Raw genomic sequence first — 26942 nt, forward strand, 5'->3', positions numbered from 1 at the left:
GTCATAGTTGTTTTTTGACAAAGCGTTTGATAAAAAGCCGGCACATCTCTCCAATCCATGGCTGGTCTATTAATAACTTTATGGAGTTGCTTTCCTAAGAGAGCGCGTGCTTTTTATGTTGCCTGTAAATCAACGTCCAAACCCAAGGCAGCCGCATGTTTGAGACAAAGATTAAGACGCATCAATGCTGTTCGAGCAGTTCTAGCTTTTGTATGCAAAATAGGGGCAAGGGTATCACGTATCTCTGTTTGTGTAATCTCTGAAACGGGCAGACAGCCTAATTTGGGGAGAATATGGAGGCGTAAATGTAAAAACCAATTACAAGCCTTGCCATCATTTTTTAATTCAGCTTTACGGCTTTCAAAAGCATCTAAAGCAATATCTTTTAAGTAATGGAGATTGCGCATTGCCTCACGCTTTTGTTTGTTGCGTTCTTTAATAGGGTCACGCCCCTCACGTAAAACAGCACGCCACCTAGTTGCCAATTCACGGGCTTGTTTTAAAGAGACATGTCTTAAGGCACCCAATCCCATTTCACGACGACGTTCGTGAAGGGTATACCGTAAAATCCATTGAGCACCACCATCTTTACGCTTATGAAGTAACAAGCCGGCACCATCATTATATTTGCCAGCCCCCAATGTTGCGACAGACCTTGCATTAAGACGGTTCATAAGAGCCATTTTTAGTCCTTTCTTATACAAATTTGATCCACACATTTATCCCGCTTTTGACGTGCAAGCGAATGATTTTGATTAATACAACATGGAACAGATTTTAAATGATAGAATCCTACAGTATTAGTTTTTTCATTCAATATGAAAACAATAAGTTATCATTATAAATCAAAGTGATGTGGCGTGATGAAGATGCTTATGCAAAGAATCTAAAAGTCTTTTTGCAAGTGTTTGAATAAGTTCTTTGTTTTCTTAATTTTAGATACAAAATACTATCGCTAAAGCACCAAAAGTAGATCATGCTGATAATAGATGAAACTTTGATGGCGCTTGGTTTTAAAAAAGGCAACATTTGATTTCACTGTTTGCACAGGCATTGATTTTGCAATAACAGATGATAGTTTATTGCATGCAGAATACGGTTATTCAGATTTCGGTAAAAAGAAATTTATAAAGAATATTATCATTAACAGTTATGCAAAAATTTAATGAAAATGAATCCAACTTTAAGACACATAATTCTAGAGTGATTTAGTTTACAAATTTTCATTGAATGCAAAATTAAAAGTTTAAGAAGCCTTATTTTCAAAAAATCTTTATTTTTTTGTGAGTGTGTCATTTTTGCTACAGATATTTCAGAAAAGATGCTCTATATGAATTTCATTTTGGATATTTGGAGAGATTTTATGAATACAAAACGTTTAATAACAGCGTCTATTTTTTCTTTAATTTCAGCGTCTACAGCACTAGCTGCTGATGTTATGATTCCTCATCAGCCAGCATCATCGACTACTTCTACCATTGTTGCACCTACTTTTTCATGGACAGGTCTTTATTTAGGTGTCCAAGCTGGTGGTTTTTCAAGCAAGGCTGATGTGGCTCTTGTTGGTCAAGAAAAGAGTTTACCACTGGATAAAGAGTTCTCTCCTAAACTTTCAGGTTTTGTAGGTGGTTTTTATGCAGGTTCTAATATTGATCTCGGTGATAACTTTATTTTTGGCATCGATACGGATTTAATGATATCTGGAAAAAAACACACAAAGACCATTACCATAGGTGCGGCTGATAACACTACAGTAGAAAATGCAGTCGTAAGATCCCGCAGATCCGCAGAAGTTGTAACCACAACAGGAACACCAACAGGAAAGACAACACAAACAGCTGCTTCAGAACAACCTGCACCAAAAGTAGCAGATGTAGGAACTACATCAACAAAACCTGCTGCAGAAACAGAAACCTCCAAACAAGTGACGAGATCAGAAGTAAGAGGAACGCCAACGCCAGCAGAGGGCAGCACACAAACTGTTCCATCTAAAAAAATCTCCCCACAGACAGAGGGAAGATCAGTGCAAGCATCATCGGGATTATTGGCAAGATCAGATACAAGACAGCCATCGGTAGCAGTAGGAGGAAATGGATCAAATCCAGTTACATCTAAACCAACAGCTATTGGCACAGGGGCAGGAGTAGCAGGGGAGTCATCATCGTCCTCATTGGTAAAATCAACAGCAGGAAATCAAACAGCAGGAGTAGGGTCAAGTGGAACAAGTGCACCTGCAAAATCTGCAGAAGCAGGATCTGCAAAAACGGCTGAAAAAGCACCAGTATCCTCTGCCTCATCAACAGTATTAGGCGCAAGTCAGCCAGCAGCAAAAGCACCCACATCGGTACAACCTGCATCACAACCATCAGCAGTAGAAAAAACAGTACCGAGCGGATCACTTGTACTCGCGAGATCAGGGTCAACCTCTGAGTCAGCAAAATATTCCAATGGAACAAGCGGAGCCCAAAACGGAGGTCATCATAGTTCTTCCCATGGTAGCGGAAATGCTAATTCGCATGGTGCACCTCATGCAGGTGGGCGTAGCTCTGGTGCTCATCCGAATGGTACTAATCCACATGCTTCTCGTTCTCATGGTGGACAGAATATGTCTGGACACGCTGCACAAAGTACACAAGCGGTGGATAAGAACGATTCCAGTGTATATGGTATAGAACAAATAAAAAAGCTGGCTTCTGAACTTGGTCTTGATCAAGAGGATGAAGTTGAAACTTTAAATCATACTTTCAAACAAAATTGGGGTGGTGCTACACGGGTACGTATTGGTTTTGCTGCTGATCGCTTTATGCCTTATCTTGCTGGCGGTATTGCTTATGGGCAGTTCCAAGACACTGTATCAATATCCGTTAAGGATGAGGATGGAAGAGTCGTTTCTTCTAAGAACTTATCTGATGAAACAAAAACCATGATTGGTTACACACTTGGTGGTGGCGTTGATTTCTCGGTTTTGGATAATGTGATTGTACGTGCAGAATATCGTTACTCTGATTTTGGTAAAAAGAAATTTGCAAAGGAAAAACTTGAAGTTAACTACAAAACCAATGATTTCCGTGTTGGTGTAGCTTATAAATTCTAATTTTTAAAAGAGTAAATTTCTAAAAGGCTCCACTATTAGTGGAGCCTTTATTTTTTAAAAGATCAATTTTTGATTTCTTTTCTTGTGAATTTCATGATAAAGCCCATAGAGTGTGATGATATATTTTCCTGATCGCTGCTTAATACGAATGATAAGCTCGGCTTTCCCTATAGATAAAAACCAGAGTTGCAGGGTTCAGGGAAGTTATGCAAAAATGAAATCGTAAAAGTGGACAGGAATATTTCACAATGACTGTGAAAAATGAAACAATAGATTATTCAAAAACCCTTTATCTCCCACAGACAAATTTTCCTATGCGTGCAGGGCTTCCGCAAAAAGAGCTTGAATTGATGGCGCGTTGGGAAAATATGGGGCTTTATGCGCAATTGCGCCAACAAGCAAAACATCGTCCATTTTATATTCTTCATGATGGTCCACCTTATGCAAATGGTCATATTCATATTGGGCATGCTTTAAACAAAGTTCTAAAGGATGTGGTTGTCCGTTCATTCCAAATGCGCGGTTTTAATGCAAATTATGTACCTGGTTGGGATTGCCATGGGCTTCCAATTGAATGGAAAATTGAAGAAAAATATCGAGCACAAGGAAAAAATAAGGATGAGGTACCTCTTAACGAGTTTCGTAAAGAATGCCGTGAATTTGCACAGCATTGGGTAACCGTCCAAAGTGAAGAATTTAAACGCCTTGGTGTCGTGGGAGATTTTAACACGCCTTATACTACAATGGCTTTTCATGCAGAAGCACACATTGCCAGTGAATTGATAAAATTTGCTATGTTAGATCAGATTTATCGTGGTTCCAAGCCGGTGATGTGGTCTGTTGTAGAGCGTACGGCTTTGGCAGAGGCTGAGATTGAATATCATGATCATGAATCAGAGGTGCTTTGGGTTAAATTTCCTGTCTTTGAAGCAAATTCTGATGATTTATATGGTGCTTATGTCGTCATTTGGACAACAACACCGTGGACAATTCCTGCTAACCGTGCAGTGAGTTATTCTTCGCAAATTTCTTATAGTATTTACGAAGTTGAAAGTGCTGAAAATGATTTTGGTCCTCAAGTGGGAGAAAAGCTTCTCTTTGCAGACGCTTTAGCGATGAGTTGTGGAGAAAAAGCCAAACTTGTTTTGAAGCGTTTGCGTGTTATTTCTTCTGAAGAGTTGAAAGCTCTTGTTCTTTTTCATCCACTCAAAGGTTTGGCTGGGGGGTATAACTTTAAAATTCCATTGCTTGATGGTTCGCACGTAACAGAGAGTGCGGGTACAGGTTTTGTCCATACAGCACCAAGCCATGGGCGTGAGGACTTTGAAATTTGGAATGATTATAAGTCCTTACTGGAGCAAGCGGGGATTGATTCATCTATACCGTTTCCTGTTGATGATGCAGGGTTCTATACGAAAGATGTTCCAGGTTTAGGACCAGATCGTGAAGGAGGACCTGCACGTGTTATTGATGATAATGGAAAAATGGGTGATGCCAATAAAGAGGTCATTAACGCTTTAATTAAAGCAGATCGATTGTTTGCACGGGGGCGTTTAAAGCATTCCTATCCCCACAGTTGGCGTTCAAAAAAACCCGTTATTTTTCGCAATACACCACAATGGTTTATTTCAATGGATAAAGATTTTGGGGATGGTTCAACTTTACGTAGTCGGGCTTTGGAAGCTGTTTCAAAAACGCGTTTTGTGCCGTCTTCTGGACAAAACCGCCTAGCTTCTATGATAGAAGATCGTCCTGATTGGGTTCTTTCTCGTCAGCGTTCTTGGGGTGTTCCTATTTGTATTTTTGCGAATGAGGATGGTGTTATTCTAAAAGATGAAGGTGTGAACGAGCGTATTTTACGGGCTTTTGAAGCAGAAGGGGCAGATGCATGGTTTGCTGAAGGAGCACGTGAACGTTTTTTAGGTGAGCGTGCACATGAGCCTTGGGTACAGGTTTATGATATTTTGGATGTTTGGTTTGATTCTGGAGCAAGCCATAGCTTTGTGTTAGAAGATCGGGCTGATTTGAAATGGCCTGCTGATGTTTATTTTGAAGGTTCAGATCAACATCGCGGATGGTTCCAATCTTCTCTTTTGGAAAGCTGTGGTACGCGTGCTCGTTCTCCCTATAAGTCCGTGATCACACACGGTTTTACTTTGGATGAGAATGGTAAGAAAATGTCTAAATCTTTAGGCAATACGGTTGTTCCGCAAGAGATCATTAAAACATCTGGAGCTGATATTTTTCGTCTCTGGGTTATGACAACCGATTATTGGGAAGATCAGCGTTTAGGCAAAAAAATACTTCAAACAAATGTGGATTCATATCGTAAACTACGCAATGCAATTCGTTGGATGCTAGGAACTTTAGCACATGATGATGGAGAAGAAGTATCTTATGGTGCACTGCCGGATCTTGAAAAATTTATATTGCATAGGCTTTTTGAACTTGATCAGTTGATTAATCGCGCTTACGATGAATTTGATTTTAAAAAGATTATGCGTGCATTATTGGATTTTTCAATCATTGAGTTATCGGCATTTTATTTTGATATCCGCAAGGATTCTCTTTATTGTGATGCGCCTTCATCAAAAAAACGCAAGGCCTCCTTGCAGGTTGTCCGTGAGATTTTTGAGCGTATGGTAACATGGCTTGCTCCAATGTTACCTTTTACTATGGAGGAAGCTTGGTTAGAGCGTTATCCAGAAAGCCAATCGGTGCATTTGGAACAATTTCGCTCTGTACCAGAAGAATGGCAAAACCAATCTTTGGCTGAGCGTTGGAAAAAAATTCGGCAGGTCCGTAAAGTTGTGACAGGTGCTTTAGAGCTTGAACGTGCTAATAAGCGTATTGGATCCTCTTTGGAAGCTGCGCCTATTGTTTTTATTTCCAATCTGGTTTTACGAGAGGCATTAGAAAATGTGGATATGGCGGAGATCTGTATTACCAGTGCACTCACAATTACGCAGGACACAATACCTTCCGATGCTTTTACTTTGAATGATGTTGAAGGTGTTGGTGTATATCCAGAGAAGGCATTAGGAAAAAAATGTGCTCGATCATGGCGTTATACACAAGATGTTGGAAGTGATCCAGCTTATCCGGATGTATCTGCTCGTGATGCAGCTGCTTTGCGGGAATTGCAGATTCTTGGCAAGATTTAAAGTTTTAGATCAAAGGAAAGAAATGCAAGTAAATTTCTCATATTGATGAATATAGTTTTTTGTGGTACGAAAAAAGTTCCGTTGTTTTATCTGCAGGGGGGGAAATTTGTGTATGGACCGTTCTCTCATAAATAACGGGAATATTAATCAGCCATACACCTAGGAAATGGAATAGGCAGTGAGAAAACGTGAAATAAAAATATTTCCAATAGGAATTTTAGGGATGTGCTTTGTTTTAACGGGATGCAATTTATCCGCTCCTACCTATGGTACCAATAAACCAGTTTCAATACAGTTTTTTGAAGATGTTGCTAATATCACTTCATTAACACCAACAAATAACAGCAGCCAGATTGTTATGAAACCTCATCCAAAACTTGTAATACCAAGCCCTAGTTCACGCAGATTTTTGCCGGTACCACAACAAGATAGATCTGTCAATGAAATGGCAGCATCGAAGAAGCATCAAGGAAATACTCCTTTTCCTCACAAAGGATCGTCAGTTAATGGCGTTGGTTCAGAAAATCCTTCACAGTTGAATGCGAAGCAACGACAAGAATATTTACGTCGTCAGAGAGCACAAGTTGGAAGTTCAAAATACCGTCGCTATCTCACTGAACCACCTTTAAGTTATCGCCAACCGGCAAAAACCGCACCTATTGGTCGATAGGGAAAAGACAAAACATTTAAAGTAAAGTATTTTTCCAATTACTTATGATACCAAGCCCTCATTCGCGCGCAGTTATAATGCTGCTGTAGGAGGGGGGTATTCTCATGAAATAGCAATATGACAACAGCATCGAGAGATTCCTTATGCGTTTCCTTAACACGAAACATTTCTCAAGCTCATTTTACAACATTGCTCATGTGGCTAGTATAACGTAAAATCTATTGTGCTCCAATACTTTATGCTTAGGAAGGAGAAAGTGGATACCATCATTTTATTTTACAGACTCCAATGTTGCGATAATTCTTGCATTTGAGAGCTTTCATAAGAGACATTTTTAGTCTTTTCTAAAACGTTCTTTATCCAGACGATAATTCCGCTTATGATGTGCAAGAAAGTGATTTTTACTGTTTCAATGTAATTTGAAATGAGAGCATATCTACGATATTTTGGACTTTATATTTTATATACAAAATAATGAATTATTCTTTTGAATGAATGTATCATCTAATAGAAACAATATGCAGAATTAAAAGAGAGAAAAAATGCTTCGAAATAGCTTTTGCTATATATATATATATCAGAAGAATTAACAGTCTTTTTTGAGAAGTAGGATAGTTTTTAAAGAGTGAAAGTTATGGAAGAAGAATTATTTTTAGTATCGCTTTTGTATAAAAAAGTCTTTAAGTAATTGAGCTGCTTCTTTTTCCTTGAAACCAGAATAAATTTCAGGTTTGTGATGGCAGGTTGGTTGCTGATAAAAACGTGGGCCATTTTCTATAGCACCTCCTTTGGGATCATTTGTTGCATAATAGAGACGTCGTATGCGTGCAAATGAAATGGCAGCGGCACACATAGCACAAGGTTCAAGTGTTACATAAAGATCGCAATCAGGAAGCCTTTCGCTTTGCAATGTTTCGCAAGCCATACGGATTGCGCGTATTTCTGCGTGTCCTGTAGGGTCATATGCAGATTTTATAAAGTTACCAGCGCGTGCAATGATAGCTTTTCCACGTGTAATGACAGCACCTACGGGAACTTCATCTGTTTTTGCAGCCTCTTGTGCTTCTAAAAGGGCTATTTCCATGGGCGTCAAAGTCATAATATTCTTTCTACTGAAGGTATAGAAAATCTAAAGGTTATCTCGATAAGAAATGCTATGGAATGAATAATTTATTATGCTTTTATAATGAAAAGAAGACCTCTATTTTTTAAGAGTTTAAAACAAACTTGCAAGCCGGCAGATATATTATTGTCGTTAAAGTATAGAAAATGATAAATGATTATGCTACTTCATTTTTCAGGATAAGCGGTATGGTGCATGTGAATAATTTTCTGAACATACTTGCAAAGATTGGTTTGAAACGCAAATGAATGAAAATAATGAGAGTGAACGAATTGCTAAAAGGTTAGCGCGTGCTGGTATTGCTTCGCGTCGAGATGCAGAAATGATGATTGTTGCAGGTCGTATTTCTGTGAATGGTAAAGTCGTGACAACGCCTGCTTTTAATGTTAGCCGCTCTGATGTTATTAAAGTTGATGGCAAACCTTTACCTCCTATAGAACGAACGCGTTTATGGCTTTACCATAAGCCAGCAGGTCTTGTCACCACGAACCGTGATCCTGAAGGCAGACCTACAGTATTTAGTAATTTACCAAAAGGAATGCCGCGTGTTCTTTCTGTTGGAAGGCTTGACATTAACACGGAAGGGCTTTTGCTTTTAACCAATGATGGTGGCTTAGCGCGTGTATTAGAGCTTCCTGTAACGGGGTGGGTCCGCAAATATCGTGTCCGTGCTCATGGAAGAGTAAGGCAAAGCGCGTTGGATAACCTTAAAAATGGTATTGCGATTAATGGTATTTTTTATGGTTCGATTGAAGCATCAATTGAACGCGAACAAGGGTCGAATGTATGGCTTTCTGTCGCTTTGCGAGAAGGAAAAAATCGTGAAATAAAGAATGTTTTAGGGGCATTGGGATTATCAGTTAATCGATTAATACGTGTATCTTATGGTCCATTTCATCTCTCTGATTTAGAAGAAGGAGCTGTGCAAGAGTTAAAAGGGCGGATGTTACGAGATCAGTTGGGGGAGCGTTTGATTATGCAAGCCAATGCAGATTTTGATGCTCCTATTCTTAAGCCATTTTCAAATTCTGCAGTTGTTGCAGAAAAGCAAAGCCAGAAAGATCTTTCTATTGCAAATGATGGTTGGGTTTTCTCAAGTGAAAGGGCAATACGACGCCGACCAAGAGATGGTTCTGTTGAACATAGTCGCGCACGATTAAGTACAAAGTCTCATGAGAATGTAAAGAAGGAGAAAAGTGAAGAAGGAAAAGCAGAGCGTTTTCTACCGCGTTCTCGCCGTGCTAATGTTTGGATGGCTCCTGGTGCACGTCCGCAAAGTGCACGTAGAAAGCCTTCTTATAGTGAGGAGAAATCGCATGGTCATAAGAGCGATTTGGATGGTAGAAAATCATTTCATCGAAGCAAGGAAAAACTAAAAGAAAATCCATCATACAAAGAGAAGAGGGAAAGTTTTGTTCAAAAACATGGCAAAATATCTTATGAAGAGACGCATCCCTTTGGTAAGAAAGATCGCTTTTTAAAGGATAAAGAGAAAATGATAAAAGGTGGTCATGATGAGCATTCTTTTGAGAGAAAGGAAAAGGTAAAATCGTTTGGTGGTGCTATGAAAAAATCTAAACCACATAGGGACGGTGCAAAAACTTCGAAGCGATTTGGAGGTCCACGTGCGGATCATAGGCGGTAAATTTGCTGGGCGTATTTTGTTTTCGCCTGTTAATCAGTCGATTCGCCCAACGAGTGATCGTACACGTGAAAGCCTTTTTAATATTCTTTCTAGCCGTGAAGAACAATTTTGGACCAATAAACGCATTCTTGATCTTTTTGCTGGGACTGGGGCTTTAGGCATTGAAGCACTTTCACGTGGAGCAAAGGCTGCTGTTTTTGTTGAAAATTCAGTTGAGGGGCGTGGAGTACTTCAAAAAAATATCGAAGCTTTTGAATTGCAAGGGATTGGACGGATTTTGCGTCGTGATGCAACCAAACTTGGCAATATTGGAACAATGCTTCCATTTGATGTTATTTGCGCTGATCCTCCCTATAGCCGTTGTTTAGGTGAACGTGCTTTTGTAGAAGCTTTGCGAGGAGGTTGGGCAAAAGCTGATACACTCTTCGTGCTCGAAGAAAAGAAAGATACGATTATTCATTTACCAGATATTTTTTATCTAGACGATGAGCGTTTTTATGGTGAGACAGCAATACGTCTTTATAAATTACGATTGCTTACATCTTGAGAAAGTTTTTGTTTTTATCCGATAGGATAAAAAAATGTTTTTTCACAGTTTTCTTCATTTTATATGGTTTTTAAAAGGTTAAGCAGAAAGTCAATAAAAGATTCTAATGTTAAAGGAATTGATGAATTTTTATTAGCTTTACTACAGAAGGATTTTTTTCTCCAATAGGATATATATATCCTCGATAATATTTATGATCTTTTTTGTCTAATTTCTTTCTGCTATACCTTAATCATTACATTTCATCAACAGTTGAAAGCTTTAAGCTATGCAGTCTGCATTTATATTTTAATGATGCGTAACTTCTATTTTTGCTATTGTCTAAACTTAAAAAAGATATTTTGTTTAGTATTGAAAATATTGTTCATTTATCCTGAATATTTGTGTGTTTAGTTTAGTAATATCGCTTGTTGATTTAATCATTACATATTAAGTAGATCTGAGAGTATTAAGTATATTATCGTTGTGCAGCTTTAAGGATACTTTTTTATATTATTTTTTATCACTAAAGATAAGTAATTTATAAAAAAGGGGAGATTATCATGTTTAAATGGATATATAGTGAAGAAATTAGTACAGAAGCAAGTGCTGAGAAAATTTGGGCTATATGGGAAGATGTGGCATCATGGCCTTGCTGGGATAGTGAACTTGAGTGGGTAGAACTTTCTGGTCCTTTCAAAGAAGGCGCTATAGGACGCATGAAACCTAAAAAGGGACCTACAGTAACTTTTACACTTGATAAAGTTATAAAAAATGTTTGTTTTTCTGATTATGCTAAACTTCCTTTTACACGTATGAGTTTTAATCATGAATATATTTGTTCAACAAAATCGGGTTCTTCAAATAACAAAATTCGTCATACTGTAACCATGTCTGGTTTATTTTCTCCTTTCTTTGGAATGATTATTGGGTCAAAAATTAAGTTACATCTTCGCGATGCAATGATTGAAATGAGCAGACGTGCTCTTACTGAAAACAAAAGCATTTTGTAAGGGGGTGCATTTATAAAGAAGTTAATACCTTAAAAAAGGTGCAGAACTCTTAGCCTTGTTAGAATGAAATCAGTTATGAGTATATAGCAAATTGATGAGCTATGATTTGGTTTTAGTTAGCTGTTGAAATCGATTCAAATCATCTTACGGGATTAATTTTGCGCTAAAAATCTTATGAAATTCATTGAATTTTTTATATATAAAAGCTTATAAGATGCTCTCTTCGTTGAAAATGAGAAAGTTTCAGAAGCTCATTGCTTCTCTTATGATGTAGGCCCATATCGTCATGATATTTGCTGGTTTCTAATGTTGCGATAGCTTTTGCATTTAAAACCTTCATAAGAGACATTTTGATTTCTTCTTAAATGGTTTTCATTCATACGCTCCTTACTTATGATTTGCTCGCAAATAGTTGTGATTGACTCAACATGAATAGGTTCGAAACAGAGAGAATTTTATGATATTAGGCTTTTTTATACAAATTACAAAACAATAAATTATAAGTATAAATCAAACTGTTAATTTTATTGAAAGATTACAAGATAATTTCTTGATTACTTTTAAATATAAAAATGAGTTCTTTATGATATTACGTCCATTAGGGTAAAGAAGTTTATGACTGCTCATTTTGTTGAAACCATAATGGAAGGAAATATTTTTTACTCTGTTTAAGTTTTGTTTCATTTACAAGAGTGCCGTCTCATTATGAGAGAGTTTATAGAAGCAAAGAAGTGTATACAAATATAAGGCATTTTCTTGATTCTTGCTTGGAAATAAAAGAATGCTATAGGAAAGATATGAGGTAAGTTTTTTACTACCCAGAGGAAGGAAGACCTGTGATTTAAATCATTTTATGCTTTTCGAATTTTTGAGGATTTTGGCTTAAATTCAAGTGTTATTGCTAAGACTTTTGTTAATTGCCAATTGTTCTGTTGATTTGATTGTCAGTGGAGATTTGGCTCCTAAAATGATAAGGGCCCCATGAGAAATCTTGAAACTAAAGAGATTTTACGGCATATACGGCATATTACGTTTTTTCATAAAGAAGCTAAAAGGGAAATGATTTAATGCATTAAAAGAAAAAGAATGCATGAATGTGCATAATCTTATGAATCAATACACAAGAGTTATATTCTGATTTGTATAAATTTGTCAGAATGCTTATCAATGTAAATAATAAAATATTTTAGGGAGTCTATAATGACTGACAAAAACCAGATTGAGAAAGCTGTTTCGCTGGTTGAAGCAGCAAAGCGTTCTGGGGCAGATGCTGCTGATGCTGTTATTGTTCATGCTCATTCTACCAGTGTATCAGTTCGTTTTGGGAAAGTCGAATCGACAGAAGCAGCAGAGAGCAATGATTTTACTCTAAGGGTTTTTGTTGGAAAAAAAGTAGCAAGTGTTTCTGCTAATTTAGGATCTTATCCGCAAGAACTTGCGGAACGTGCTGTTGCGATGGCTAAAGCTTCTCCCGATAGTTTATTTGAAGGTTTGGCAGATAAAGAGTGTTTGGTTAAGTATCCTAAAGATCTTGATCTTTTTGATGATTTTGTACCCAGCAGTCATTTTTTAACAGAAGATGCTTTAAAAACGGAGGCAGCAGCTCTTGATGTTAAAGGTGTAAGCAATTCTGGTGGCGCTGCAACAGCTTATGGCCGTAGTGGGTTTATTCTTGTGACCAGCGATGGTTTTTGTGGAGCCTATCGCTCAAGTTGTTTTTCACGTTCTTGTAGTGCTCTTGCAGGTGAAGGAACACAGATGGAGCGGGATTATGATTATACAACAGCCTTACATTTTTCTGATTTAGAGGCAGCAGAAACTGTGGGAAAGAATGCAGGGCTTGGTGCTGTTCGACGTTTGGGTGCAGTTCGTGCGGCGACTGGGAGCGTTGATGTTATTTTTAATCCGCGTACGGCTCGTGGAATTGCAGGGCATATCGCATCTATGGTCAATGGAGCCTCTGTGGTTCGAAAAACGAGTCTTTTACAGAATTTCCTAGGCAAGGAAGTGATGAAGCCTAATGTTAATGTAACCGATCAACCTTTGCGATTACGTGGAAATGCTTCTCATCCTTTTGATGGAGAAGGGGTAGAGGGGCAAACACTCAATATTATTGAAAATGGTATTTTAAAAAATTGGCTTCTTTCATCATCTACAGCACGTGAATTGGGACTTAAAACAAATGGACACGGTATGCGTTCGGCATCATTAGTGCAGCCGACCAGTACAAATTTTGCTATTGAACCGGGTTTAGTATCGCCTTGCGATATGATAAAAGATTTGCGAAATGGATTTTATGTGACCGAATTATTCGGTCATGGCATTGATTTTATTACTGGTCAGTATAGTCGTGGGGCTTCCGGTTTTTGGATTGAAAATGGTGAAATTGCTTATCCGGTAAGTGAAGTAACGCTAGGTTCTGATTTGCTTCATATGTTAGCACATTTAACACCTGCCAATGATATTGATCGGCGTTATAGTACAGCTGCTCCAACATTGTTAATTGAAGGTATGACACTTGCAGGAAAATAACACGCATCATTCTTCTGATTTAAATCTTTTGCGTGATGTTTGTCGAGAGGCAGGAGATTTAGCAATGCGGTATTTTGGATGCACGTTGGATGTCTGGATTAAAGAAGGTAATTCCCCAGTTAGTGAAGCAGATTTTGCTGTTGATCATTTCTTGAAAGAGAGGCTTCTTGGAGCTCGTCCAAATTATGGATGGATTTCAGAAGAAACAAAAGATAATCGAGAAAAACAAGATTATTATGAGCGCTCTTTTGTTGTTGATCCTATTGATGGAACGCGTGGTTTTCTTTCTGGCAATCCTTATTGGTGTATTTCGGTTGCCATTATTGAGAATGGGCGTCCTATTGTGGGCGTTTTACAATGTCCGGCTCAAGGAGATGTTTATACAGCTGTAACGGGTGGAGGGGCAACATTAAATGGGATAAAACTTCCTCGTTTAGCCTTTCAGGTTCATCGAAAATATAAAATTTCACTTGATAAATCGCTCGCACAAAAATTACCAGATGATTTTCTCAATCAAGTCAGTCTTTATCATTATCTTCCTTCTCTTGCTTATCGTATTGTTCTTGTTGCTCAAGATGAAATTGATATCGTATTAGTTCGTCCGAATTGTCATGAATGGGATATTGCCGCTGCTGATCTTATTTTGCAGGAGTGTGGAGGGTGTTTTTTATCGCTTGATGCCCCTTTACTATCTTATGGAATTGAACCTTACCAGTATGGACTTTTAATTGCTGGTAAAAATAATTGCTGTCAAGATATGATAGATGTTGTTCGTCAAACAAAGTTAGTTTAATCATGTAAAAGCGCGCTAAAATAATCTAAATGATATGGAGGCACATATGACTGAAACCAACGAAAAAAAACAATATTTACATCTTGTATTTGGTGGGGAATTAAAAAATCTTAACAGTAATCAATTTAAGAATCCTGATGATTTAGATGTGGTTGGTATTTTCTCAGATTATCAATCCGCTCAAGAAGCATGGCAGGCAAAAGCACAAAGCAGTGTAGATAATGCATTACAACGTTATTACATTGTAGATTTGCATCAGTTTCTTGATGCTGAGTTAGGCGATGCAGAATAAAGCTTGAATATTTGGTTATTATAACCTGTAGATTGCTTCATGCTTTTGTTTAGTCGTCCTTTTCATAGGTACGTTCTTTGGGTAAAATAGAATGCCGTAAAAAAGAATATGCTTGTTGTTTAAAATTCATATGTTTTTTTAAGAAACATCTCCCAAAGCACCTAAACCCATTTCATAATGGTGTTCCTGCAAGGTATAAAATCCATTATTGCACCACCATCTTTACGCTTAATAAAAATGCAAGACAGTTTCTATCAACCTATTTACAACAGCAATATTATCATGACAGCTATCACTCGAAGTTTATGATTATATTGTGAATAGTCACTCTGCTTTTGAATGGGGTATGAGACACTAATGCGTTAAGATTAATAAAAAGAGTAGCATTATTAATGATAGCAATTATTACTCTGTTGAGATTATTAGCATTCGTTACTTATCTATTGGAATTTTTTCAACGAGTTATTACTATAAGCTTAGAAACCATGAAAGTCGTTAGAAACTTTATCAAAATTAGAAACTTAGAGAAACTGAATAGATTTATGAAGTTAACTTACCTCATAAGGGTTTCTTGAGTACTCGTTTAAAACTACAATCTATAAGTTAATCATTTTGTGTTGATTATATACAATCTTAAAAGGAATAATATATCATGCGACCTCCTGAAAAGAGAGGATTTAAAATTTTGAAAACTCTTATTTAAATTGCTTTAAGACTTTTAAGAAATTCTCTATTAAACAAGATTAGATTTTTCTGGATTACCTTTAAGAGATTATATCACAATTTAAAATGAGAACTCTATACTATTCAAAAGTTTTTTTAAGATTAGTTTGACATATTCATTTTATTGAAATGAAATAATAGAGATTGAGCTTCCTTTTAAACACATTTTATTTGTTGTATTTATATTAGGTTGTAATGTCTATATGGGTTATTTTTTGAAAAATTGACAATACCTAACATATGTAAAAATAAGCTTTTTCTCTAAAATACCAACGTGCAAAATTCAAAGTCTCACTAAAATCATAAGAAGTATTTATTCAGTGAGTTGAAAAAATTGATACAATCTATGTCATAGGTTTATCATTTATATTTTCAAAATTATAATCGGCTGAAATGTAGTTTTGTTATTTTTGAGTAAGGTTTTTTATAGGGTGCAGAATGAAGTTATAAAATCGATATAAGTTACAAAATTTAATTAAAAGAGATTTAAATAATGTGTATATGTATTGAATTTTCTCATGGATTAAGATTTTTTTATTTAAGATATGGATGATATTAAAAAATATGGATGCAACCAATAGTGTTGATGAATTTTTTAACAAAATAAGTATATAGATATCTTAAAATAGCTGGATGAGGTGATTTTAAATGGTAGAATTAAAGGCACATGCGGCTCTTTTAACCTATCGAATAATTGGTTTTTGCTTATGTCCTGTTATTCCTTTTTATTTATTTTTTCGTTCTATCCGTGGAAAAGAAGAGTGGTGTCGCAAAAAAGAGCGTTTAGGTAAAAGTTCTCATATACGCCCCCAAGGTTCGTTAGTTTGGTTGCATGCAGCAAGTGTTGGAGAAACACTTGCACTTGTTCCACTTATAAATTATATTTTATCATTGGAAATCAATGTATTAATGACAACTGGGACGGTGACATCTTCTACTCTTGTGAAAAAATATTTTGGTAATAGGTTGATTCATCAATATGCTCCTTTGGATTTAGATTTTGCAGTGCGCCGTTTTATTCGTCATTGGAAGCCTGATCTCGTCTTAATTTGTGAATCAGAAATTTGGCCTCTTCGTATTAAAGAACTTGCAAAAATGCGTATTCCGCAGATTTTGGTTAATGCCCATATGTCTGAACGTTCTTTTAAAGCTTGGCAAAAACGACGTATTCTTGCCAAACATATTTTTAAGGATATTGATTTGGCGATTGGTCAAAATGAAAGAGATGTAGCTTATTACCATACACTTGGCGTAAAATCTGTTACGTTTTCTGGTAATCTCAAGGCTGATGTTTTTCTGGTTGAAAATCAAGAATTGCTTGCACGTTATCGTAATGCTATCGGCAATCGCCCAGTTTGGGCAGCTGTTTCAACGCATGAAGGGGAAGAGGAGATTGCTTTTGAGGTCCATAAAATTGTTAAAAATTATTTGCCAGATTTATTAACAATTATTGTACCTCGTCATCCTGAACGTTCAGAAGATCTTATCAGAAAATGCGATAATAAGGGGTTAAGTTTTATTCGTAGGAGTAGAGACGCTGTTCCAAACATGAATACCGATATTTTATGGGGAGATACCATTGGAGAAATGGGACTTTTTCTTCGCTTATCGAAAGTTTCTTTCGTTGGTAAATCGTTATGTGGAAATGGTGGACACAATCCATTGGAATTGGCTTTGCTTGGTTCCGCTATTTTGACAGGGCCTCATGTTTCAAATTTTCAAGAGATGTTCAAACAATTTCTAACGCATGATGCAGCATATATGGTTCAAGATACAAAACAGCTTGCTATTCAGGTGTATAAGCTTTTAACAAATGAAACATTGCGGCAAGAAATGGTTGATAAGGCTCATGAAGTGGCGACAGGTATGGCAGGTGCATTTGAGCGCACATTAAAGATTTTAGATCCATTTTTACAACCCCTTGTAATACAAACAGGTTTACGTCAGCGTCAGGGTAGATATGCATATTAGCGCCCCTCGTTTTTGGTGGAAAAATAAAAGCTTTTTGCATTTTGTGTTAGTTCCAGTTTCATGGGGGTATGGTTATTTTTCAAGTTGTTTTATGACAAGAAAGCCTCCCGTGATTGATCTGCCAGTTTTGTGTATTGGAAATTTTACATGTGGCGGTGCGGGTAAAACGCCGGTTGTTATTGCTTTTACAAAAGTGGCTAAAGAACTTGGTTTCGTACCTGGTATTGTATCTCGTGGTTATGGTGGATCAGTTAAAGGGGTACATCTTGTAAATGAAAAATATGATACTCCATATAGTGTTGGAGATGAGGCACTTTTACTTGCACGGCATGCTTTTGTAGCTGTATCACCTAATCGTTATGCAGCGGCACAACGGCTTAAACAAGAGGGATGTAATCTTATTTTAATGGATGACGGATTTCAAAGTCGCCGTCTTTATATGGATTATGCGTTACTCGTTGTTGATGCGATGCGCGGTTTTGGTAATGGAGCTGTCTTTCCAGCAGGACCTTTGCGCGTACCATTAAAAACGCAGTTTTCTTTTATGGATAGTGTTTTAGTGATTGGTCACTCCGATGCGCCTGATAATGTCGCTTTTCTTGTTTCGCGTACTGGAAAGCCTTTATATCGTGCTCATCTTAAAGCCAGTGCCTCTGATGAGGTTTCAGGAAAATCATTTTTGGCATTTGCTGGTATTGGCAATCCAGATAAATTTTTTAAATCTATTAAAGAATTGTCTGGTCATGTGGTGCAAACTTACATATATCCAGACCACTATTTTTTCACAGATAAAAATTTAAAAAGCCTTATACAAAAGGCTAAAATGCATAATTTGTGGCTCGCAACAACCGCTAAAGATTATACCCGTATACAGACAATTCACATGCAAAAAGATTTGAAAAATCTTATTATCTTTGATGTGAATGTCGATTTTGTTCAAAAAGACTTCTGTCGTATGGTCCTTGAAGAGGTCATGACCCGCTTTAGAAAACGTTCCCTTGAATTTTCTTGTCTAAAAGGCAAAAGCTAAATTTTTTCGAGGGGTTATTTTTCTTTTGTTTTTAACAATTGCTTGAGATATGGGTTGCACTCAAGTTCGCGCTGATAGGAGATTTCACAACTAGCATATGCTTCTTGGCGGTGATGATTCCAATATTTTAAATCATCTATAGGGATTTTTTGCCCGCTAACAGCACAAATGGTATAGGTACCATATTCTATAATGTCATATCCGTTATTAGAATAATGAATTTTTGCTTCGCGTTCACCATTGGGAAACATTATAACTCCTTCTTACTTGATACAAGAGATTCAAGAAAAGTGCCATAAAATGTATTATAAAGTCGAGAGTTAATTTTAAAATATTTTTCTTGTAAAAATGATGCAGGGCTTATTTTCTGCCAAAAAGCCGTTCTATATCTGCCAATTTGAGTTCAATATAAGTAGGGCGTCCATGATTACATGTACTTGTATTAGGTATTGCCTCCATTTGTCGTAATAGTGTGTTCATTTCTTCGGGGCGTAAAAGGCGCCCTGACCGTATTGAGCCGTGACAGGCCATCGTTGCTGCAACATAATCAAGCATTGCTTTTAAATTATTTGTTGTATCATACTCAGCGGCCTCATCTGCGAGATCTTTTATGAGGGCTTGGATGTTGATCTCTCCTAACATGGAAGGTGTTTCACGCACAACAATTGCTCCTGGTCCAAATGGTTCTATTCCTAATCCAAATTTTTGCAAAGCATCTTTATGCGTTAAAAGGCATGTTGCATCCTCTTCAGAGAGTTCTACAATTTCAGGAATAAGTAATAACTGTGAAGGAAGTGGTTTGGAATAAAGTGCATTTTTGAGTGCTTCATAAACCAATCGTTCGTGAGCTGCATGCTGATCGACAATGATCAAACTATCTTGTGTTTGGGCGATAATATAGTTTTTATGGATTTGTGCTCTGGCCGCTCCTAATGGATAAGATAACTCTTCTGATGAAGATGTCGTGCTTGGAATGTATGCATCCCCACTTGGTGTATTTAAGCCCTCCATAATAGGAGCGGCATCTTCTTTTAAATCAAAAGAGTGAGTACTATCCAATGGTTTTTGGACCATTGAAGCGCTGGTAAAATGATGAGGTTGTGAACTGTAAGAAGAGAACTGGTGCGTGTTCTTAAAACTGCCTAATGGTTGTTGTGCCAATGATTGTTGTGTTTGAAATGCAGCAAGCATTGCTTCAGAACGGGTTGAAGTAGGACGAATACCAGATTGTTGCAATGCTTCACGAATAGCTCCAACAATCAAACCACGAATTAATCCTGGATCACGGAATCGTACATCAGCTTTGGCTGGGTGAACATTAACATCTACCTCAGCAGGTGGGAGGTCAATAAAAAGAATAGCCACAGGATAACGATCTCGTGTCATGACATCAGCATAAGCGCCTCGGATAGCGCCCCATAGAAATTTATCACGCACGGGACGTCCATTAACATAAGCAAATTGATGAAGGCTGTTATTTCGGTTGAAAGATGGCAAACAGGCAAAACCTGTTAAGCGCACCGCTTCGCGTTCAGCATTCAGCGCAATGCTATTAGGGGCGAATTCTTTTCCCATAATCTGCGTAATACGTTGTAATTGTCCTTGAATATTATTTTCTGTAGCAGACAATTCCATAGATGTTCTGTCTAGTCCTGAAAGAGAAAAGCGGATATGTGGAAATGCGATAGCAATTCGCTTAATCATATCGCTAATAGCATTTGTTTCAGCCCGATCAGTTTTCATAAATTTTAATCGTGCCGGCGTGACAAAGAAAAGATCACGAACTTCAACAATTGTTCCAAGATTCGCAGCAGCTGGTTTGGGTCCTACAATTTTTCCTGCAGTAACGGAAATTTCAGCAGCGCTCTCAGCATCTTTTGTTCGTGAAATGAGTTTAAGTTTAGCAACAGAACCAATAGAGGGGAGGGCTTCTCCTCTAAATCCAAGGAAGCAGATATTGTGTACGTCATCGGTAATCTTTGAGGTACAATGGCGAGAAACTGCTAAAGTTAATTGATCTGCAGGAATTCCATAACCATTATCACTCACCTTTATAAAATTTTTTCCACCATTTACTGTAATAATTTCAATGCGTGTTGCACCAGCATCAATAGCGTTTTCAACAAGTTCTTTGACAACATTTGCTGGTCGTTCAATAACTTCACCGGCGGCGATTTGATTAATAATATTTTCGCTAAGATGGCGTATAATCATAATAAATTCTAACAGGAAACTTAAGGGTTCTATAGAAAATTATGATAACATCATTTGCGCGACATTCAAGAATAAGAGAGCATGAGAGGTATTATTTTTACAATACCTCCTATTTTATTTTATGTTAACAAGTCGGTTGGAAAAAACATAAAAATAGTTTTTATCACTTTAAAATAGCTTGCACCAATTTATCATCTAGGTCAAAAAAAGAAACAATGTAAAAAGGGAAGGCAATATATATGGCGCGTATAAGCGGTATTTTAGCAGATAGTGATATACAAGCTTTGATTGAGAATAACTTTCTCAAGGCTCAGTATCCATTTGATAGATCTCAAATACAACCAGCAAGTCTTGATCTTCGTTTAGGGGAGAAAGCTTATCGTATACGTGCTTCTTTTATGCCGGGACCTGATACAAAAGTTTTGGATAAGCTTGAACGGTTAAAGTTGCATGAGTTTGATTTACGAGACGGAGCCGTTTTGGAAACGGGGTGTGTTTATATTGTTCCTCTTTTGGAAAGTTTAGCTTTACCAGAATTCTTATCTGCTGTTGCCAATCCCAAAAGTTCTACAGGACGATTAGATATTTTTACACGTGTCATTACGGATAATGCTCAGGAATTTGATAAAATTTGTGCTGGTTATCATGGTCCACTTTATTTGGAAATTAGTCCACGCACATTTCCAATTTTGGTGCATACAGGCTCACATTTATCACAGCTTCGGTTTAGAAAAGGGCAAAGTTATTTAAATGAAATAGAGTTGCACACTTTGCAAAGGCAAGAAACACTGATATCGGATGATTTTCCTAATATTAGTGTTGGTGGTATTGGTCTTTCCATTAATTTAAAGGGAGACGAAAACGGGCTTATAGGTTATCGTGGTAAACATCATACAAGTGTTATTGATATTGATAAACGTGCCGTTGCCCACGTTTTAGATTTTTGGGAACCTCTTTTTGATCGTGGTCAAAGGGAGTTGGTTCTTGATCCTGATGAATTTTACATTTTAGTTTCACGAGAGTCTGTTCATGTGCCTCCGCTTTATGCCGCAGAAATGACACCTTTTGATCCTTTAGTTGGCGAGTTTAGGGTGCATTATGCAGGCTTTTTTGATCCAGGATTTGGGCATAAGGAGGCGGGTGGAAAAGGAGCAAGAGCGGTTTTAGAAGTGCGGAGCCATGAAGTTCCTTTTATCTTAGAGCATGGTCAAATTATTGGCCGTTTGGTCTATGAGCATATGCTTAATCGACCATCAACCCTTTATGGACATGATGTTGGATCACATTATCAAGCACAGGGTTTAAAGTTGTCCAAGCATTTTAAATGAGTTGGGAACCACGAATTTTGATAACATGTATGCAGAAAGCGTATTTTAGATAAAAAAAATTTTGTGCTTCGCAAAACCGGTGTCATGCATTCTATTTTTAATTTCCAAGGTTATTTCATCTCTTGCATTTGAGAGGGTATGAGAGGCATTTTTACTTCTTTTTTCAAGAGGTTCTATCTATACGAACTCCCTTTATGATGTGCAAAAGAATAGTTTTGATTATTTCATCATGACAAAATTTACTATATTCAATATGTTATTCATATTTATTATTATAATAAATCAATAGGTTAATAAAATTCAATATAACAGTAGCTACTCACTTTTCAAAGTAAATATGCGAGATTGGATGCTGCAATTGACTCAATTTTTCTAGAGTGTAATAACCAGTATATTTTATTCCGTATAAAAATTATCCTTAAGAGTTAATAAATAAGTTTTCACTCCAGTTTAGTAACAATTATTTTCAATAAACATTGTTCTAATTTTAGTAACTCATTTATAGCCTCAAGATATAATATTGCTAGAAAATTATTCAATTAAATATGAAGAGTTTCTATTGGTATGAACATTAAAAGTTTTTATGCTTTATGTGAATTAGGCACTATGCATGAATAAGTAACAGATCTCAGTTTTGAATATTGATATAAGAAGATTTCTGCATGTATGCGACAGCTTTATTTCCAGTATTAATAAAGGATTTTTTCATCTTTTGGGGGAGATTATGGTTTATACTTAATGACACTCTATATTCTTAAAACTGATAATGTAAGGACCTTTGGAGGGAGAAGCAACTTTAAATTATAACTAATTAAGCTACGGAGCAATCGCTTTCGAAGAGGGATTACTTTAAAGAGAGTATAACATTTTAATTGCACATGAAGAATATATGAGTAGATACGTTATTAATGATACTTCATACTGTGAGATTTTAAATTTGGATAAGAGCAATAAAGACGTTGTTTTTATCAATTAGTTTTTTTAGAAAGTTGCAGTCTCTGTTGCTTCTATCTATTCAATAGAGTGTTTTGGGAGAATAGCGAATAGGTAGGTACATGGATTCGCTTTTATGCGTTTTTAGGATGTCTTCTCTTTTCATTTAGGAACAATGGTGCCATCAATGATTATTTCTTCAACACTTGATTATCGTAAGGCAGCAAAGCGTCGTCTTCCTCCCTTTCTTTTTCACTATATTGATGGTGGGGCTTATGCTGAAGAAACGATGCGACGCAACTGTAAAGATCTTCAAGCTCTTGCACTGCGTCAAAGGATTCTAAGGCAAGTTGGTGAAGTTGATCTTTCAATCAAACTTTTTGATCAGACACTTGATTTACCGATTGTACTTGCACCTGTTGGTCTAACGGGCATGTATACACGTCGTGGAGAGGTAAAAGCAGCGCGTGCCGCAGCGGCAAAAGGGATTCCTTTTACTCTATCCTCTGTTTCAGTTTGTCCCATTGCGGAAGTGCAAGAAGCGGTTGGAGGTGCATTTTGGTTTCAACTTTATGTTCTCAAAGATCGCGGTTTCATGCGTGATGCACTAGAACGGGCTTGGTTAGCTGGTGTACGCACGTTGGTTTTTACAGTTGATATGCCAGTTCCTGGTGCACGTTATCGTGATGCGCATTCGGGGATGTCTGGTCCTTATGCTGGATTACGTCGTTTTTTACAAGCGTTTACTCATCCATATTGGGCTTGGAACGTTGGTGTTATGGGGCGCCCCCATGATCTTGGAAATGTCTCCACTTATCTCAAAAAGAAAATTGCATTGGATGATTACGTTGGTTGGCTTGGTGCAAATTTCGATCCATCAATTGGTTGGCATGATTTACAATGGATTCGCGATTTTTGGAAAGGAAAAATGATTTTGAAAGGTATTCTTGATCCAGAAGATGCACGAGAAGCAGTAAAATTTGGTGCGGATGGTATTGTTGTTTCTAATCACGGCGGACGTCAGCTTGATGGTGTATTATCAACAACACGAGCATTGCCTGCAATTGCGGATGCTGTAAAGGATCATTTGACTATTTTAGCGGACTCAGGTGTTCGTTCTGGTCTTGATGTTGTACGCATGATAGCACAAGGTGCGGATGCTGTTATGATTGGCCGTGCTTTTGTTTATGCGCTTGCAGCAGCAGGTAAGAAAGGTGTTATGCATCTCCTTGATCTTTTTGCCAATGAAATGCGGGTAGCTATGACACTGACCGGTACTCAGACAATCAAAGATATTACACGCAAGAGTTTAGTAAATATAGATGTTTTTAAGCAATGAAAGCAATATGTTATACTTCTTTCAGAAAAAGAAAGTCTTTTTATAGAGGAGCATAATTATATATTTTACAAATATGTTGACAGTTAAATTTAAATAGAAAAGATCAAAAAGCTCCTCTATAAAAACACAGAAAATACTCAGTAACTAAAATAATACTCCGTAAATACAATAATACTTAACGCAAAAATATTAATAATAATAAACACAAAAAAAACACTAATAACATTGCATACATCTTTTACTTATTTTATTAAAATCTCATTCTACGGATAAAAAGGAACAAGCGCTGATATTAAAGGTAAAACAACTGTTGATATAGAAAAAATAGCTATAAATAATGCTGTGAGCATTTTTCCCTCCTATATATAAAATATAATATGTTAATTACTTCTTTCCCACATTAGCATAAAACGTAAATTTATAAGCTTCATTTAGTTTTATTTTAATATATATATAATATTAATTATTATATATAAATAAAATTATTAAAAATGTCAATATGTATTTATTGAAAGATATAATTATAATAAAAAATTGATCTAATAAATAATATTCCTATAATCTATATATTATTTATATTAATTTTATTTGGTAATATATTATATGGATATGATATTTTTTTATGGAGTACATTTTTAAGCAATGAAAAAAATACCCATACTATCTTTAAAAAAGCTCGTTTACTGAGAGCAAAACTGCGTGAATTAATGTGCTTTTCTTTCTTATTTTCTTGCATCATCAATGATTTATGATGTTTTTGAACTGGCGAGTATATTAGGAAGCAGTTGAATATTTTTTGTATAGTATGTCGTTTCTAACACTATTTATGCGTTCTCGATTGATTTTATAACTTGTTAAAATATCCAGTTCGTTTTTATTGCAGATGGGGATGGTGGGGGGGCCTAATGATACAAATTGGCATAGAATGTTTTGTTCTATAAGCGATTTAACAATTGCATCTCCAAGCTTCTCCTTTGATACTATGCTCTTCATAGACAACAACAGATTGGTGAGATTGGCATAACTCTAGCACTGATCTATTATCTCAAAGTTGAATGGTTGGCACACTTGTAAGCGTTGGGATAACTTCATGTTTTTTGAAGCTCTTTAGCAACATCAAGACAAATCTGAACAGTTTCTTCAGTAGCAAGTAAGAGAACATCTTTTCCTTTTTTAAACAGAAGTTTTGCTGATATCAATTTTTGAAGTATTTTTATGAATATTCATAACAGCACGCTTTCCTAAACCTATATAAATAGGTACAAGATTACTCAGAGTAGAAAGAATTACAGTTTCCATTTGATCGAATTTCTACTCGTAAGTAATTGGATAATATTTACTTTATCGCTGAATAAAAAAGAAAAGTTTTTCTCTCTTTAAATAGAGGATGGATTGTCATCTAGCCAATAGGGATAGTTTGCGAGAAATTTGTTCGATGCAAAACGACTTAATATTGCAGTTACTTTGTATCATTTGAAGCTGTGAAAAGAAGGCTAAGATAGATGAAAGAATGTAAAAAATGATGGATACATTTTAAGATAAAAAATTATAATTTTGTTAATTCTACACCAGTTGCTGCCGATATTGGTGGCAAAAGAAATTTGATCAAAAAATATCAAAATTATTTGAGAACATTCCTCATGGCATGTAGATTAAACCTTTTTGTTGGTATGGGTGAGATTTTCTTTGAGCAGAAATTGATTCTATCCCCTGAAATCAGCAATAATCTCTCAGGTTATGTCGTAAACTTTTTAGGGATGTTACAACGCCACTATTGTCCTTTTATGAAAAAATTAGCATTTCAGATGAGCAGTTGTGAGGAATTTCAACGTTTAATACAGCAAGATCCAGAAACTCTCACGGATTTAGAACGGGCTTCAAGATTTTTATATTTACAGCGATTAAGTTTTAGAGGGAATGTAAATCGTACGATGAGAGTAGAAAACCATCGTAGCGCGCGGGGGGCTTAAGCCTTTCCAATTTGAATGCGTGCTAAAACTTATTTTCCACTGTTTAGCAGGTGTTAGCATTGAACATTTAGACTAGTCTGATTTTATTGTGCGTTATGATCGCCTAAAAATCTTGTTTTATCTTTCACCACTTTAATTGTGGTTTTGAAGGTTATTAAAGAAAGGATTTTTATAAGCGGGAGGATTATCAGCCGATGTCTAAGCTGCTTGCATAATAAGAGGGAGTTTTTTGTCTTTAAACAATATGCTAGAAATTCAAAAAACTTTAGTTAACTTTATAAAAGAGGTTACACTATCTTATACAGACTGCTCTGCAAATAACACAATTGCTGGTAAGGAATGGGGCATCACCAATTTTGATTTCTAAAAAAGAAACAATACGTATTAAATAGTCTTTAACTTTGCAGACTTTTTGAGAATCCTTTCAGAATCTTTTGAAAAAAGTGAACTGATAGAAGATATTTCTATCAAAATATAAAAACAGTACGATATGTAGGCAATCTGGGCTTTAGAAACAAGAATCAAAGCGTATAAAGATGCATAGAAGTGAGATTGAGACATATCATTTTTATGATTCAATAA

General features: G+C 36.4%; 18 protein-coding genes and 1 pseudogene. 14 read left to right on the plus strand and 5 right to left on the minus strand.

The features are described from left to right. Positions 1-683 (minus strand): annotated as a pseudogene (locus tag ACFIO5_RS07200) (tyrosine-type recombinase/integrase); the annotation flags it as partial. Positions 684-1363: 680 nt separating this feature from the next. Between ACFIO5_RS07200 and ACFIO5_RS07205 the strand changes: the two are divergent. From ACFIO5_RS07205 to ACFIO5_RS07215, 3 genes are all read left to right on the plus strand, one after another. After that, positions 1364-3094, plus strand: coding sequence for an outer membrane beta-barrel protein (locus tag ACFIO5_RS07205; RefSeq protein WP_375636586.1), 1731 nt, complete (start codon positions 1364-1366; stop codon positions 3092-3094). A gap of 248 nt (positions 3095-3342) precedes the next feature. Continuing rightward, the gene (gene ileS, locus ACFIO5_RS07210) at positions 3343-6258 is read left to right on the plus strand and encodes an isoleucine--tRNA ligase (protein WP_375705172.1); all 2916 of its coding nucleotides are present in this window, start codon (positions 3343-3345) and stop codon (positions 6256-6258) included. A gap of 178 nt (positions 6259-6436) precedes the next feature. Continuing rightward, entirely contained in the window at positions 6437-6928 is a 492-nt protein-coding gene (locus ACFIO5_RS07215; protein ID WP_375612104.1) for a hypothetical protein, read from the plus strand. A gap of 652 nt (positions 6929-7580) precedes the next feature. On the opposite strand, the gene ACFIO5_RS07220 is transcribed toward ACFIO5_RS07215, so the two are convergent. Beyond that, positions 7581-8027, minus strand: a complete 447-nt coding sequence (locus ACFIO5_RS07220; protein ID WP_375705173.1) for a nucleoside deaminase — start codon at positions 8025-8027, stop codon at positions 7581-7583. A gap of 268 nt (positions 8028-8295) precedes the next feature. Between ACFIO5_RS07220 and ACFIO5_RS07225 the strand changes: the two genes are divergently transcribed. The 8 genes from ACFIO5_RS07225 to lpxK all read left to right on the plus strand — a co-directional run bounded on the left by ACFIO5_RS07225 (position 8296) and on the right by lpxK (position 18576). Beyond that, positions 8296-9696 carry a pseudouridine synthase gene (locus ACFIO5_RS07225; protein WP_375705174.1) on the plus strand — a complete coding sequence of 467 codons (1401 nt, stop codon included), beginning with the start codon at positions 8296-8298 and terminating at the stop codon, positions 9694-9696. Beyond that, the gene (gene rsmD / locus ACFIO5_RS07230; RefSeq protein WP_375610789.1) at positions 9677-10243 is read left to right on the plus strand and encodes a 16S rRNA (guanine(966)-N(2))-methyltransferase RsmD; all 567 of its coding nucleotides are present in this window, start codon (positions 9677-9679) and stop codon (positions 10241-10243) included. Before ACFIO5_RS07225 ends, rsmD begins: the two co-directional genes overlap by 20 nt. Positions 10244-10785: 542 nt before the next feature. Continuing rightward, positions 10786-11235: an SRPBCC family protein gene (locus ACFIO5_RS07235; RefSeq protein ID WP_375705175.1), complete on the plus strand. Its 450-nt coding sequence runs from the start codon at positions 10786-10788 to the stop codon at positions 11233-11235. A 1200-nt stretch (positions 11236-12435) separates the two neighbouring features. Further along, positions 12436-13767 carry a TldD/PmbA family protein gene (locus tag ACFIO5_RS07240; protein ID WP_375705176.1) on the plus strand — a complete coding sequence of 444 codons (1332 nt, stop codon included), beginning with the start codon at positions 12436-12438 and terminating at the stop codon, positions 13765-13767. Next, positions 13754-14560, plus strand: a complete 807-nt coding sequence (locus ACFIO5_RS07245) for a 3'(2'),5'-bisphosphate nucleotidase CysQ (RefSeq protein WP_375700873.1) — start codon at positions 13754-13756, stop codon at positions 14558-14560. Before ACFIO5_RS07240 ends, ACFIO5_RS07245 begins: the two co-directional genes overlap by 14 nt. Positions 14561-14606: 46 nt before the next feature. Further along, positions 14607-14852, plus strand: coding sequence for a DUF4170 domain-containing protein (locus ACFIO5_RS07250; protein ID WP_375616897.1), 246 nt, complete (start codon positions 14607-14609; stop codon positions 14850-14852). Positions 14853-16223: 1371 nt separating this feature from the next. Next, complete coding sequence (gene waaA, locus ACFIO5_RS07255) at positions 16224-17546, plus strand: lipid IV(A) 3-deoxy-D-manno-octulosonic acid transferase (protein ID WP_375705177.1); 1323 nt, start codon at positions 16224-16226, stop codon at positions 17544-17546. Then, complete coding sequence (gene lpxK, locus ACFIO5_RS07260; RefSeq protein ID WP_375705178.1) at positions 17536-18576, plus strand: tetraacyldisaccharide 4'-kinase; 1041 nt, start codon at positions 17536-17538, stop codon at positions 18574-18576. Before waaA ends, lpxK begins: the two co-directional genes overlap by 11 nt. Positions 18577-18590: 14 nt before the next feature. Here lpxK and ACFIO5_RS07265 read toward each other — a convergent pair whose 3' ends face one another. Both ACFIO5_RS07265 and mutL read right to left on the minus strand, forming a co-directional pair. Then, positions 18591-18827, minus strand: coding sequence for a DUF2093 domain-containing protein (locus ACFIO5_RS07265; RefSeq protein WP_375608064.1), 237 nt, complete (start codon positions 18825-18827; stop codon positions 18591-18593). A 109-nt stretch (positions 18828-18936) separates the two neighbouring features. Further along, positions 18937-20790 carry a DNA mismatch repair endonuclease MutL gene (gene mutL / locus ACFIO5_RS07270; RefSeq protein WP_375705179.1) on the minus strand — a complete coding sequence of 618 codons (1854 nt, stop codon included), beginning with the start codon at positions 20788-20790 and terminating at the stop codon, positions 18937-18939. A 239-nt stretch (positions 20791-21029) separates the two neighbouring features. On the opposite strand from mutL, the gene ACFIO5_RS07275 reads away from it, so the two are divergent. Both ACFIO5_RS07275 and lldD read left to right on the plus strand, forming a co-directional pair. Then, the gene (locus ACFIO5_RS07275; protein WP_375612382.1) at positions 21030-22118 is read left to right on the plus strand and encodes a 2'-deoxycytidine 5'-triphosphate deaminase; all 1089 of its coding nucleotides are present in this window, start codon (positions 21030-21032) and stop codon (positions 22116-22118) included. A 1120-nt stretch (positions 22119-23238) separates the two neighbouring features. Beyond that, positions 23239-24390 (plus strand): FMN-dependent L-lactate dehydrogenase LldD, encoded by a 1152-nt coding sequence (lldD, locus tag ACFIO5_RS07280; RefSeq protein ID WP_375626848.1) that lies wholly within the window; start codon positions 23239-23241, stop codon positions 24388-24390. A gap of 1173 nt (positions 24391-25563) precedes the next feature. On the opposite strand, the gene ACFIO5_RS07285 is transcribed toward lldD, so the two are convergent. Next, positions 25564-25689: a hypothetical protein gene (locus ACFIO5_RS07285; protein ID WP_375632867.1), complete on the minus strand. Its 126-nt coding sequence runs from the start codon at positions 25687-25689 to the stop codon at positions 25564-25566. 341 nt (positions 25690-26030) lie between these two features. Between ACFIO5_RS07285 and ACFIO5_RS07290 the strand changes: the two genes are divergently transcribed. Then, positions 26031-26360, plus strand: coding sequence for a DNA adenine methylase (locus ACFIO5_RS07290; RefSeq protein ID WP_375632869.1), 330 nt, complete (start codon positions 26031-26033; stop codon positions 26358-26360). Positions 26361-26942 lie beyond the last annotated feature (582 nt).

The sequence above is a fragment of the Bartonella sp. AA86SXKL genome (assembly GCF_042196885.1).

Coding starts and splice junctions, on each gene's coding strand:
- ACFIO5_RS07275 (WP_375612382.1), top strand. CDS start 21,030: ATGGCGCGTATAAGCGGTATTTTAGCAGATAGTGATATACAAGCTTTG.
- ACFIO5_RS07265 (WP_375608064.1), bottom strand. CDS start 18,827: ATGTTTCCCAATGGTGAACGCGAAGCAAAAATTCATTATTCTAATAAC.
- ACFIO5_RS07285 (WP_375632867.1), bottom strand. CDS start 25,689: ATGGAAACTGTAATTCTTTCTACTCTGAGTAATCTTGTACCTATTTAT.
- ACFIO5_RS07290 (WP_375632869.1), top strand. CDS start 26,031: ATGGCATGTAGATTAAACCTTTTTGTTGGTATGGGTGAGATTTTCTTT.
- ACFIO5_RS07225 (WP_375705174.1), top strand. CDS start 8,296: ATGAATGAAAATAATGAGAGTGAACGAATTGCTAAAAGGTTAGCGCGT.
- ACFIO5_RS07205 (WP_375636586.1), top strand. CDS start 1,364: ATGAATACAAAACGTTTAATAACAGCGTCTATTTTTTCTTTAATTTCA.
- ACFIO5_RS07240 (WP_375705176.1), top strand. CDS start 12,436: ATGACTGACAAAAACCAGATTGAGAAAGCTGTTTCGCTGGTTGAAGCA.
- mutL (WP_375705179.1), bottom strand. CDS start 20,790: ATGATTATACGCCATCTTAGCGAAAATATTATTAATCAAATCGCCGCC.
- ileS (WP_375705172.1), top strand. CDS start 3,343: ATGACTGTGAAAAATGAAACAATAGATTATTCAAAAACCCTTTATCTC.
- lldD (WP_375626848.1), top strand. CDS start 23,239: ATGATTATTTCTTCAACACTTGATTATCGTAAGGCAGCAAAGCGTCGT.
- waaA (WP_375705177.1), top strand. CDS start 16,224: ATGGTAGAATTAAAGGCACATGCGGCTCTTTTAACCTATCGAATAATT.
- ACFIO5_RS07235 (WP_375705175.1), top strand. CDS start 10,786: ATGTTTAAATGGATATATAGTGAAGAAATTAGTACAGAAGCAAGTGCT.
- ACFIO5_RS07220 (WP_375705173.1), bottom strand. CDS start 8,027: ATGACTTTGACGCCCATGGAAATAGCCCTTTTAGAAGCACAAGAGGCT.
- ACFIO5_RS07250 (WP_375616897.1), top strand. CDS start 14,607: ATGACTGAAACCAACGAAAAAAAACAATATTTACATCTTGTATTTGGT.
- lpxK (WP_375705178.1), top strand. CDS start 17,536: ATGCATATTAGCGCCCCTCGTTTTTGGTGGAAAAATAAAAGCTTTTTG.